This window comes from Porifericola rhodea, assembly GCF_030506305.1.
In the GTDB taxonomy this organism is placed as follows: domain Bacteria; phylum Bacteroidota; class Bacteroidia; order Cytophagales; family Cyclobacteriaceae; genus Catalinimonas; species Catalinimonas rhodea.
In genome coordinates, this window is record NZ_CP119421.1 from 3929922 (window position 1) to 3942384 (window position 12463).

General features: G+C 41.9%; 7 protein-coding genes. 2 read left to right on the forward strand and 5 right to left on the reverse strand.

The window, feature by feature from the left end; all coding sequences use genetic code 11:
* Positions 1 to 65 precede the first annotated feature (65 nt).
* A complete protein-coding gene (locus PZB74_RS16170; protein WP_302237956.1) occupies positions 66 to 2246 on the reverse strand; it encodes a M56 family metallopeptidase in 2181 nt (726 codons plus the stop codon).
* The gene (locus tag PZB74_RS16175; RefSeq protein ID WP_302237957.1) at positions 2243 to 2638 is read right to left on the reverse strand and encodes a BlaI/MecI/CopY family transcriptional regulator; all 396 of its coding nucleotides are present in this window, start codon (positions 2636 to 2638) and stop codon (positions 2243 to 2245) included. Before PZB74_RS16175 ends, PZB74_RS16170 begins: the two co-directional genes overlap by 4 nt.
* 230 nt (positions 2639 to 2868) lie before the next feature.
* Between PZB74_RS16175 and PZB74_RS16180 the strand changes: the two genes are divergently transcribed.
* Positions 2869 to 5361, forward strand: coding sequence for a zinc-dependent metalloprotease (locus PZB74_RS16180; protein ID WP_302237958.1), 2493 nt, complete (start codon positions 2869 to 2871; stop codon positions 5359 to 5361).
* A gap of 46 nt (positions 5362 to 5407) precedes the next feature.
* Here PZB74_RS16180 and PZB74_RS16185 read toward each other — a convergent pair whose 3' ends face one another.
* The 3 genes from PZB74_RS16185 to PZB74_RS16195 form a co-directional block, all read right to left on the reverse strand.
* Positions 5408 to 5776: a hypothetical protein gene (locus PZB74_RS16185; RefSeq protein WP_302237961.1), complete on the reverse strand. Its 369-nt coding sequence runs from the start codon at positions 5774 to 5776 to the stop codon at positions 5408 to 5410.
* Positions 5777 to 6040: 264 nt separating this feature from the next.
* On the reverse strand, positions 6041 to 8437 hold the full coding sequence (locus PZB74_RS16190; RefSeq protein WP_302237963.1) for an ABC transporter permease: 2397 nt from the start codon (positions 8435 to 8437) through the stop codon (positions 6041 to 6043).
* A gap of 26 nt (positions 8438 to 8463) precedes the next feature.
* Positions 8464 to 10863 (reverse strand): ABC transporter permease, encoded by a 2400-nt coding sequence (locus tag PZB74_RS16195; protein WP_302237966.1) that lies wholly within the window; start codon positions 10861 to 10863, stop codon positions 8464 to 8466.
* A gap of 202 nt (positions 10864 to 11065) precedes the next feature.
* On the opposite strand from PZB74_RS16195, the gene PZB74_RS16200 reads away from it, so the two are divergent.
* On the forward strand, positions 11066 to 12445 hold the full coding sequence (locus PZB74_RS16200) for a sigma-54-dependent transcriptional regulator (RefSeq protein WP_302237967.1): 1380 nt from the start codon (positions 11066 to 11068) through the stop codon (positions 12443 to 12445).
* Positions 12446 to 12463 lie beyond the last annotated feature (18 nt).

The following is a 12463-nucleotide window of genomic DNA, read 5'->3' on the forward strand; positions in this document are numbered from 1 at the left end:
CGGCTTATAAATACATAAAAAAAGCAGCTAAGGAGCTGCTCTATTTAGAATGGTGTACTGTACATTTACTCCGCTACTCTACTAATACTAAGTGTAGTACCTTCAGTAAAATCAAACTGATCACTTTTTTTCAGCCAGTCCTTGTATTTTTTGAAGAGCTCATCGGAGAGTTTGCTATCGTTAAGATATAGGCTTTGGTTGTTTTGCTTATCAGAAATCTTAAAGCTATAACGTTCACCTTTTTTTACCAACCCGTCATTTATAAGCTCCTGATCTAAAGCCAGCACTGACTTCTCCATTAATTCTTCTTCTTTCTCCATCATTCGTTCATGCTCTTCCAACACTCGCGCTTGCGCTTCAAGTATACGCTCCTGTTCTTCCATAATTTTTTCCTGCTGCTTCATTTCTTCCTCCATAGCCTTTTCCTGTATTGCCATATGCTCTTCCTGCAATCTTTCATGTTCTTCCATCTGCCTTTCAAACAACTCCTGATGTGCTCTCAACTCTATTTGCTTTTCTTCCATCAGCTTCTGAATCATCCGCTCCTTTTCCTGTATCAGTTGGTTAAACTCTTTTTCTTTCTTACGCATTTTTTCCTCCAGCTCTCTTAACCTTTTCTGAATGGTAGTATCCTGCAAATATGAGAAATGATCAGTTTGCAAACTGTTTAGGTCTAATACTGCTATGGTAGAGTCCACCCGAGCTAGTATTGGAGAGAGATGCGATAGCTCAGCCAGTTTTGCCAGTGAATCAAAACGCACACTTTTTAAAGTTACAAAGCTGTCATGAATATGGCTGTTTATATTTGGGAAACTATCTGGAAAGGCTGCTGAAAAGTCAGGAAAACTATCGGAATGATAATTCAAGCTAAGTGCAGGCCCATGACTAAATTGTTGCGCGTAAACTGTTGCCCTGTGTGCCTGAGCTATTATGCTATCCTGATGTACATGGATATAAGCAATTTTTGCCTCCAAATCTGTCGGTATGGTGTCAGAAAGATCAACATCTACAGATTCCTCAATATCAAGCACAGTTTCAATAGTTTCGTCCATCTCAATATCTTCTTCAATTATGATATCCAGATCAAGTTCCTCATCTATTTGTATGCTGGTATCTTGCGTAGCATAGGGATAATCCATAGTAATATGATCGTAAAAATTCCACACTTCGCTATGTCGGTAGGCGATACTATCGCCACTTGTACCCAGCAGTAGAACCATTACAATGGCCAGGCTTGAGGCTGCTAATCTTGCGGTCTGGTTACTTCTACGTTTTTCAGGCTGTAAAATACGCTCAATTCGCTGAAACAGATTCTCCTTTCCTCCGGTAATTGCCAATGCCATTTCTGCATTTCGCATTCTTACTTCTTCAACATTAGCCAGTGCTTTAGCATAAGTGAGGGAATCTCCTGCTAGGAGCACCGCCAAATCATCACAGCATTTCTCTCGCTCTTCGCGTATCAGCGAAGACATCCACCATACAGCCGGGTGGAAGAAGAATACAATCTCAAGTAAAGATTGTAGCATGTTAATCCAGTAGTCGCGACGATAAATATGTGCCAGTTCATGTGCAATAACCGCTTCCAACTGATCTTCTGGCAAACCACTTAGCATAGACGCCGGTATCAGGATGGCAGGCTTTAGGTGTCCGATCATCATGGGTACTTTGGCAATTTCTGATCGCAAAAGCTTTATCTCCTGACGCATTTCCAGCTGACTGGCCATTTCCCGTAGTCGTTTCTGCCATCTTGGGCTCAGGGGTGCTACATTTTTCTTTTTTAGCCGGTTTACATAAAATAATGAACCTCCGAATTTTATTGAAAACAGGACAACACCCAGCATCCACGCACCTACTACCCATCGTATGTTCTGGTTTAAGAAAGATTGAACAACGCTGACCAAATCAGTGAGTTGCCAACTGGGAGCTTCAGCCTCCATGCTTTCTTCCGTTTCGTAAACCATTTGATAATCCAGTGCGGAAAGCGACTGTATTTCGCTAGCATTTGCTTTTATACTTTCCAAAGCAGGTTGCTGATAAAAGTAAAGGTCCAGAAAGGTAGCTGTAGAGAAAATAGTTGCAGATATAAGCGCAGTTACGCCTAAAATATATTTATGATTGGGACTTAGCTTGCTGGCAAAAGCTAAAATTAAATAAAGACAAAAGGCTATTAAACTGCTTTGCCAGATAGAGTGCAAGAGCGTCCAGCCGAGAGCTTCCATCAGATGGTCAAAAGTGAAAAGTTTCATTGTTCGCCTCCTTCCAGTTTGTTGATAAGTGCTTTAATTTTCTGAAGTTCTGCCTTTGAAGTTTTTCGGTTGCCTAAAGCCTGCATCACCAGATTCATGGCTGAACCGCCAAAAGCGCTATCCATAAAACGATCCAGCAACATCTGCTGGGTAACTTCCTGCTTTAAACTGGCTTCATAAATATGGCTTCTGCTTTTTTCGTTACGACTAAGCATGCCTTTTTGGACCATATTCTGCATGTTTTTAAGCGTAGTCGTATAGCCAATGTCACGTTTTTCGGCTAGCTTGTCGTGTACCTCTCGTACTGTAGCGGGGCCATCTTGCCAGAGAACCTGAAGTATCTCCAGTTCGGCCTCGGTGGGTTTAGGAGTATTGCTGTCTTTTGCTTTCATAATTACTACGATTAGTATCGTACTTCAATAATATACGATATTTGTCGTACTTGCAAATTGGTATACGATTATTTTCGTACTTAAAGATATATATTCTTGTCAAGTATTTGATTTTGAGAGTATTAATTATTTGTTGATATCTTCTCCAGAAATAGTTTAATTCGCACTTCTCTTATTAGACTTTAGCCTCAAAAAAGTCTTCACAATCTTTTTTTAATTAATACCCGAGAATGAACAGAAAAAAAATCAACTTCCTGACCTTATGTTTTTGCGTCTTTTTGGCAAGTTGTTCGGTTTTTAACCGTTCATCTTCTAAAAAAGGAGCAGAGTCAGCAGCTCCCGAAGAAAAGAAAAAAGGTGAGTTTACTGCCTATGATGAGGTAGTCACCGATAAAGCAGAGTCTGACAGTGGGCTGTTTGTGGTTCATAAAGTAGATGGCAACTATTATTTTGAACTACCAGACACGCTTCTGGAAAGAGAGATACTGCTGGTAAGTCGTATTTCGGGAGTAACGCCGAACCTGAGCTTCGGGGGGGCTGGTATGAAAGCACGCTCTCAGCAGGTTATCAGGTTTGAGCGTAAAGAAAAGAAAATATACATGCGCCACGTATCTTATACAGATGTGGCCGATATGGATAAGCCCATCTATCAGTCAGTTAAAAACAATAACTTTGAACCAGTTATTCAAAGCTTTGCTATTGAAACCATCAGCGAAGACTCCAGTGCTGTACTAATCAAGGTTAATGACTTTTTTACCAGCGATATTCCAATTATCAGCGCTCTAAATGATAGCCAGCGCAAAAAATTTAAAGTTAAAAGGCTGGATGGAGGGCGAAGCTTTATACAGCATATCCATAGCTACCCCAGAAATCTGGAAATACGCCACGTACTTACTTACGATGCCGATGCTCCTCCCGCAGATACCGAAGCTGGTACATTATCCTTGGAGATGAACCAGTCTATGATACTGCTACCGGATAATCCTATGCGCCCTCGTCTGGCAGATGACAGAGTAGGTTACTTTAGTATAGAGCAGTATGACTATGGTCTGGATAAGCAGAAGGCTTTTCAGCGCGAGTATATTACCCGTTGGAAACTGGTACCTAAAGATGAGGAGGCTTATGCCCGCGGAGAACTCGTAGAGCCTGTGGAGCCTATCGTGTATTATCTGGATCCGGCTACTCCTATGGAGTGGAGACCATACCTTAAGAAGGGAATAGAAGACTGGCAAAAAGCATTTGAAGCAGCAGGCTTTAAAAATGCGATTATCGCCAAAGACCCACCCAGCAAGGAAGAAGATCCTGAATTTAGCCCGGAAGATGTGCGCTACTCAGTAATTCGCTACATTACTACACCTATACAAAATGCGCAGGGACCTCATGTGCATGACCCCCGTACCGGCCAGATTCTGGAAAGCGACATTTTATGGTACCATAACGTGATGAACCTCTTGCGCAACTGGTATCTTATACAAACTGCTGCCTCTAATCCTGAAGCTCGTAAAGTAGAGTTTGAGCAGGAACTGATGGGAGAGCTTATTCGCTTTGTAGCAGCTCACGAGGTAGGACATACACTAGGTTTACCGCATAACTGGGGCTCTAGCCACGCTTATCCGGTAGACTCTTTGCGTTCTCCTTCTTTTACAGCTAAGTATGGTACTGCACCTTCTATTATGGACTATGCCCGCTTCAACTACATTGCGCAGCCAGAAGATGGAGTAACAGATTTCTTCCCTCAGGTAGGTGAGTACGATGACTGGTCAATTAAATGGGGCTATACTTACTTTCCTGATAGCGACTCTCCGGAAGATGATAAGGAAGTACTGGACGAATGGGTGAAAGAAAGAGCTGACGATCCGGCCTACTTCTACGGACGCCAATCCGGGGCTAAAATTGACCCTCGCTCTCAAAACGAAGATTTAGGAGACGATGCTGTAAAAGCTAGCGGTTATGGCCTTGCTAATTTAAAGCGGATAGTTCCTGAACTGCTAGAGTGGACTTATCGTGAAGACGAAACTTTTGATGAGCTAAAAGAAATCTATGAGCAGGTTATTGTGCAGTGGTACCGCTACATGGGCCATGTAACTAAGAATGTTGGTGGTGTATACGAAAACCATAAAACTTATGGGCAGGAAGGGACTGTTTACGAAGTGGTTGCTAAAGAAGACCAGAAAAGAGCGATGGACTTTTTAGTAGAACATGCTTTTGAAACGCCTGAGTGGATGATAGACCAGGAAATATTAAACAGAATAGAACATGCCGGTGCACTGGATAGAGTGCGTAAATTTCAGGAAAATGTACTGAAAGATTTGCTAGCCCCTCAGCGCCTGGCACGTCAACTGGAGGCAGAAGCACTTAGTGGAGGCAATACTTATACCGCGCTGGAAATGATGGATGACCTACGCGAGGGTATCTGGTCTGAGGTTTACAGGAGGCGTAATATAGACCCTTATCGCAGAAATCTGCAAAGAGCTTATCTGGAGCGTATGGCTTATATGCTTAACAATGAGATCGGCAGTATGTCTAGTGGTTTTAAAGCTTACTTCGGCTGGACAGACGTAGATGTTAGCCAGTCTGATATCAGGGCGATTGTGCGGGAAGAGCTTAATATGCTACAGGAGGATATTGGCAAGGCGCTTCGCAGAAACAACAACAGAGAAACCAGAGTACATCTGGATGATGTTCTTTACCGGATAGAAAAAATACTAGACAAGGAAGACTAAAACTAAGGAGGTGCCTGCAAGGGCACCTTTTTTTGTTTTAAAGAAGTTACCTCAGCAGAAAAGCCGACAAATTACGAGCCTCATTAGTCACCTGTAATTTGCTTTGCATAGGAAAAGGGGAGTATGCCTGAGCAGTTTCGTTAATACTTTTGATGGATGAAGAATCGTTTTCGTCAAAAAGCCAGATACCTACCATTTCTTTACCCCGATGCCTTAGTGTGGCACCCACCAGAGTATATTGTTTATCGTCTTCTACCTTTTGAGCAGCTACATTGGTAGGATGCACATTTGTACTCAGACTCATGCTTACCGCCTCAATCTGGAAATCGGTAGGCGCGATAATTTTGGTAGAATCAAAATCTTTACAGGCCGAAATTGAAAAAATGAGGGTCAGAAAAAGTAGTAGTCGCTGCATAAAACTTGAATTTACTTGATTGAACGGATGCTTCGGCTTTCTGTTGTTGCTGAGAAGGCATGTTTAATACTACATCTTCATCAGTAGCCTGCAGACATACTTATGCAACGATAATCAACTGTAGCAAGATTAGCAAGAACGATAATAATGATAAAACCTTAGACTGAAATGTTACTACAGAATTTCACATTTAAACTCAAACTACTGAAAAACAGCTGTCATGAACAGAGCGCATTTTCAAGAGAAGGTAATAACACCAAAATGTTATTCATACCTCAGCGACCTGGCGGGATTTGCGAATGCTGCTTTTATAGTTTGTATGCTTACCGTAATTACCGCAATGAGCAGTACAATTATTAATGGACTACCAAGCACCCAGAAGCTCATCTTTATACGGCTCGCGTAACCATCCAGCCAGGCCTGAAGGGCAATATAGGCCAAGGGTAAAGCAATAATACTGGCTAGCAAAACCAGTTTGATATAATCCTGAGAAAGTAAGCGGACTATTTGTGCCACGGAAGCACCTAATACCTTACGCACCCCAATTTCTTTGGTGCGCTGAACAATGGTGAAAGAAGATAATCCAAACAGTCCCAGGCATGCAATGAAAATCGCTAAACTTGAGAAAATGCCAATCACTTGCCCAAACTGAGTGTCAGCGCGATACTGCTGATCGTACTTTTCATCCAGAAAAAAGTAATTAAAAGCATTATCAGGAAATACCCTCTGCCATACTTCTTCTATTTCGGCCAGCCTCTGCTGCATATGCTGCGAGTTTAGCTTCATAGTAAAATAGCTACCAGTAGTTAAGTATGGGAAAATCATAGGCAGATGCGCTTCTTTGGGAGAACGCTGATGATAATTTTTAATGACTCCAATAATAGTATTGGCATCTCCACCGGCAGTAATTTGATCACCTACGGCTTCTGTGGCACTGGAAAAACCCAAAGTTTTTACCGCTTCTTCATTAATAATGACCTGTCTGCTATAATCCCCCTGCCTATCAAAGTTTCTACCTTCAATAAGCTCAATATTCATGAGCGGGATAAAGTCCTCATCAATACGAATAATATAATAGTTGTATCCGTTTGCTTCCTCATCACCTACTCTTTGTATACCCGTTGTAGTGCTCAACTCATGTAAACTCAAGCCGGGTAAAGACTCAGAGAGAGCTACTTCTTCTATTTCTGTTTCCCTGATCAGCTCATTTTTAAAGCTGATATATGATGTGTAGTAAAGTGAGTCATCTACATTTAAGAGCGGGGTATGTAGAGCCAGTGTCTGCTTCACATTTACGCCAAGATCCTGATCGCGCAAATGTTTAATCTGTAAATAAACAGTGATAGTACCAGCCAGAAGAGCGATAGTAGCCGCAAATTGAGCTACTACCAGGCCCTTACGAAGCCATTGTCCGTGAGTAGAAGTTTTCAGTTTGCCTTTAAGCACCATAACCGGACGAAAAGAAGACAATACCAATGCGGGGTAAAGCCCCGATACTACTGCTCCGATCCCAAGTATGCTAAGCACCAGATACCAGAAATAAGGGTCTTGCACTACGTTGAGTGGCAGCGGTTGACCGGCAATATCTCTAAAAGCAGGAAGGCTCAGTTGCAATAGTGTAAGAGCAATGGTGCTGGCGAGTAAACATACGATAAAAGACTCCAGCATAAACTGAGTAATGAGTTGAGCACGGGCAGAGCCCATAACTTTTCTGATACCTACTTCGCGAGATCTCTCAATAGCTCGGGCAGTAGATAGATTTATGTAGTTTACCCATGCGATAATAATAATGAATATCGCAATAATCAGTAGGGTATACACTACTTCTGCTTTACCGTTTACTTCAGGCTCAAATGTTTTATGAGAATAAAGGTGTATGTCGTTAATAGGTTCGGCTACAAAAATATCACCATCAATTTTATCTTCAAGGCTTCTGGAAAGTGCCAAAAGTTTATCATTAAAAGCTGTTAAATCTGTACCTTCTTGCATGAGCAGGTATGTGTATTCATTGTTTCCACTCCACCCATATTTTTCATACCACTCCCACATTTTGTTGATCGTCGTATGAGAAAGTAAAAAATTGAACTTCAGGTGAGTATTAGGAGGGAGGTCTTCCATTACTCCGGAAATCTGGTACAATTCATTATTTAGCTCAATAGCTTCTCCAACCACATTTGCTTTACCAAAATACTTGATAGCTGTGCTCACGTTTAGTACCACCTGATGCGGAGCTACCAATGCGGTTTGAGGGTCACCATAACGTAGTGGGTAAGTAAAAACCTGAAAAACCGTTGAGTCAGCAAAATAGACCTGATCTTCATAAAACCTGCTGTCGCCTACTTTTACTTCCTGCACCTCATTATGGAACATCCTGACAAAGTTGAGTACTTCAGGAAACTTTTCTTTGAGCATAGGGGCCAGGGGGCCATAGGTTTCGCAGTCGGTCACGACATATTCAGAACCATTGTAAAGGTCTAAGGTAACTCTATAAATGTTATCAGCATGCTCATGAGAGTTTTCATAGCTTAGTTCAAAACGTACATAATGTATAATCAACAGGCACGCGGCCATACCTATAGCCAACCCTAAAATGTTGATAAAGCTAAATATCTTATTCTTCAGTAGGTTTCGGTATGCAATCTTGATGTAATTTTTGAGCATGGAGAAGTGCGTATGAGGTGAGTAATTTATTCGTACCGAAGCGAGTTTGCCGGGTTGGCCAGTGCCGCCTTAATCGTTTGGTAGCTGATCGTGATTAGACTGACAAGAATGACTGATAAAGCTGAAAGCAAGAGCTGCTCCAGAGTAAGGTCTATATGGTAGGCAAACTCATTGAGCCAATTTTTATTTAGCCACCAGCCAATAGGTGTAGTGATAAAAAATGCAATACTAATCAGCAGCATAAACTTCCGGGAAATTAACCACACAATTTGCCAAACCTCTGCACCCAACACTTTGCGTACACCAACTTCTTTGGTGCGTTGCTCTACAGAAAAGTTAGTCAGCCCAAAGAGCCCCATGCAGGCAATAAGTATAGCAAAAAAAGTAGCCACACTAATCAATTCTCCTGATTTGGTTTCGGAAAGATATAACTCTTCAAACTTATCATCCAGAAAATTATACTCCAGAGGGTTTTCCGGGTCAAATTCCTGAGTAAGCTTGTCAATAGCGCTTAAGATAGCCTGTACATCCTCTGTACCTATCTTAAGGGTATAATAGTCTATCGGGTAAAAAGGGTTAAGACGATAGGTGATAAGGGTAGGCGCAATTTGGTGGTGCACTTTCTCAAAATGTACATCTTGTATGACCCCTATAACTTCCATTTCAAAGGGTATACTTACTTTATTCTGATTAAAGTGCGTAAGCTTAATTCTTTTACCAATTGGGTCAGTCAGGTCCAGGGCTTTTACGGCCGTCTGGTTCAAAATTACTTTTGCTGAATCTGCCGGGCTATTGATAAAATTTCTCCCCTCCAGAAGTTGTATGCCAAAAGTGGGCAGAAAATCTTCGTCTCCGGCCAGGTATAGAAAGTCTACATTCTGATGATCAGTCTCAATACCTGCACGAGAGATACCCTTCCAGTCACCGGGTATTCTAGAAACGGCGCTTACTTTTTGTACTTGGGGGATAGATTCAAACTCTGACTTAACGGCCTCGTACCTGCTTCTTAATACGCCGCTATTAATATCAACTGCTAATAGCTGTTCACGCTCATAGCCCAGGTCTGCATTTCGTATATAGTCCATCTGCTGATAATTTACTATGGTGAGGGAAATCATCAATATGGCGAACGAAAACTGCCCTACTACCAGCATTTGCCGTAGCCAGCTGTTCTGCTGAAGTGACCATTGCTGCTTAAGAATAAGAGAAGGGTGAATACCCGACAGATAAAAAGCAGGGTAAGCTCCTGCCAACAGCCCCGAAATTAGCGCTACCACCAAAAGCACAGCTAGTATAGGACCATCTAAAAGATCTAGCTTCAAAGCTTTGTATGCCAGGTCATTAAACGCGGGTAGCAAAAGCTGAACAATGGTTATAGCCAGTATCATAGTGAGAAGAACCAGTAGCAAAGACTCACAGATAAACTGATACATAAGTTGCTTTCGGCTTGCCCCCACAGCTTTTCTGAGGCCTACTTCTTTTACCCGTTTCATAGCTCGGGCAGTAGATAAGTTAATATAATTTACAAATGCTACCAGTAAAATAAGCAGTCCTATTCCCGCGAAAATATAGATATAGTTCATACTTCCGGGAATAATGTAGTCATTGTCCAGATGGTGAGAGTGAAAATGAATATCTGTCAACGCCTGTAAATGATAGCTGTTACGGTGGTACATCTCATCGCGGTTACGATTGGCAATTTCGGTCAGGCCCCGGGCAATTCTACTGGTATCAGCCTGTTCATCCAGTAGGAGGTAGGTAGCAAATTCATGTGAGTACCAATCGTTTTCTGTCAATGCTTGTATGTACTCATAAGACAGCATGCTGCTGAAAGGGATCAATAAGCCGGGACGCATATGAGAGTTAGCAGGAAAATCCTCTATAACTGCTGTAACCTTTAGTTCTGAACCGAAGCGGTTATTGTACATACTTTTACCCAGTGGAGATTCGTTTCCAAAATATTTATGAGCCAGAGTCTTAGTAAGTACAATAGAGTAGGGGTTGGATAAAGCATTGGTGGCATCACCTTCAATAAAGCTACAGTCAAAAATTCGGAAGAAACTCTCGTCGGAGGTATAAAGAATTTCATAATCACGAAAATCATTATAGCCTAAAGTAAAACGGCCAAATACATTCAGTCGCACAGCTTCTTTTACCGCAGCAAAATTTTCTATAGCAGCCGGAGCTATCCGCGTAGCGGCTTTGGCATTGTGCCTTTCACCCTTATCGTCTATTACATGCTCTGTTAAGCGGTAAATATGTGCTGCCTGCTTGTGAAAGCGATCATAACTTAGCTCATCAGCTACGTAGAGAGCAATAAATATGAAGGCAACAAATCCTAAGGTAAAGCCCAAAAGATTGACGAAAGAAAATACTTTGTTCTTAATCAGATTACGGTAGGCTATTATAAAGTAGTTTTTAATCATGAATGTATTACGCTTATATACTCATGTCTTTATTGGAAAAACTATGCCATGAGTATAATCAATTGATTATCAGTGTATTTGATGTAAAACACCTGCCAAAGTGTATCATTGTCTTACAACTACATGTGCCAAAATGAAACAGTTGATTTGCGAATATGACGCGGAGAAAGCAAATTAGCCACTAAGGCTTTTCCTTTGTAACATGGATAAAAGAGACGGAAAGATACTGATTATAGATGATGATCAGGCGGTGCTGTATACTGCCAGATTAATACTTAAACAGTTGTTTACGCAGATAAAAGCTGCCGCGCACCCGTCTGAAGTGATGAGTTTGCTTGAGGTAGAGCATTACGATGTGATATTGCTGGATATGAACTTTGCCCAGGGCAAAACCAGTGGTCAGGAAGGGCTTTTTTGGATTGAAGAAATTTTAAAAGTAGACAGAGAAGCGCAAATCATCGTCACTACCGCCTATGGCGATATAGACCTGGCAGTAAATGCTATGAAAATTGGAGCGGTAGACTTTTTAACCAAACCCTGGGAAAAGGAGCGCCTTAGCACAACTATACTTTCACATTTTCAGCGGCACCGCTCTCAAAAAGAGCTTTACCAACTTAAAGGTCGCGAAGCTGCGCTAAGTCAGGACCTGGAAAGTCCATTTAGCGAGATAGTCAGTCAGTCTGATGCTATGCGGACTGTTTTTGACACCGTGCGAAAGGTATCTGCAACAGATGCCAATGTGCTCATTCTGGGAGAGAACGGTACAGGCAAAGAGCTGGTAGCAAGAGCGATTCATCGTGCATCGCTAAGAGCAGGGCAGGCGTTTATAAAAGTAGATCTGGGTGCAGTAACGGAAACTCTGTTTGAGTCAGAGCTCTTTGGGCATGCCAGAGGAGCATTTACAGGTGCAGTAGAGGAGCGGGCAGGCAGGTTTGAAATTGCTTCTTCGGGTACGCTTTTTCTGGATGAAATCGGAAATCTCACCCTTCCACTTCAGGCAAAGCTACTTACGGCACTGCAAAGTAAGCAAATTGTAAGGGTAGGTACGAATAAACCTATACAAACCGATGTACGCTTGATCTGTGCTACCAATATGCCTCTTTATGAACTAGCGAACCAGGAAAGACCTGGCTTCCGACAGGATTTACTATACAGAATTAATACTGTAGAAATACACTTGCCTCCGCTTAGGCACCGCCCCGAAGATATTGAAGTTTTGCTTCTTCATTTTATTCGTTTTTTTGCTAAAAAATACCAAAAGGGAGAGTTAAGCATAAACGCACGTACACTAAAGCAATTAAGGCATTACCAATGGCCGGGCAATGTACGTGAGCTTCAGCATGCCGTGGAGCGTGCAGTAATCTTGAGTGACTCTAGCAGCCTGGAGACAGAAAACTTTTTGATGCCCAAAAGTCAGGCAAATACGACCAAAGTTGAAACTACCCTAAATCTGGAGCAGATAGAGAAACAAACGATAGCGGATGCTATTCAAAAATATAAAGGCAATTTAAGCCATGCTTCTAAAGCTTTGGGTATGGGAAGAAGCACACTTTATCGTAAGATGAAAAAGTACGATCTTTAAATATCCAAACCCAACAGC

Excerpts from the sequence above, each read along its gene's own strand:
- PZB74_RS16170 (WP_302237956.1), bottom strand. The coding sequence starts at position 2,246 with ATGAAACTTTTCACTTTTGACCATCTGATGGAAGCTCTCGGCTGGACG.
- PZB74_RS16175 (WP_302237957.1), bottom strand. The coding sequence starts at position 2,638 with ATGAAAGCAAAAGACAGCAATACTCCTAAACCCACCGAGGCCGAACTG.
- PZB74_RS16180 (WP_302237958.1), top strand. The coding sequence starts at position 2,869 with ATGAACAGAAAAAAAATCAACTTCCTGACCTTATGTTTTTGCGTCTTT.
- PZB74_RS16185 (WP_302237961.1), bottom strand. The coding sequence starts at position 5,776 with ATGCAGCGACTACTACTTTTTCTGACCCTCATTTTTTCAATTTCGGCC.
- PZB74_RS16190 (WP_302237963.1), bottom strand. The coding sequence starts at position 8,437 with ATGCTCAAAAATTACATCAAGATTGCATACCGAAACCTACTGAAGAAT.
- PZB74_RS16195 (WP_302237966.1), bottom strand. The coding sequence starts at position 10,863 with ATGATTAAAAACTACTTTATAATAGCCTACCGTAATCTGATTAAGAAC.
- PZB74_RS16200 (WP_302237967.1), top strand. The coding sequence starts at position 11,066 with ATGGATAAAAGAGACGGAAAGATACTGATTATAGATGATGATCAGGCG.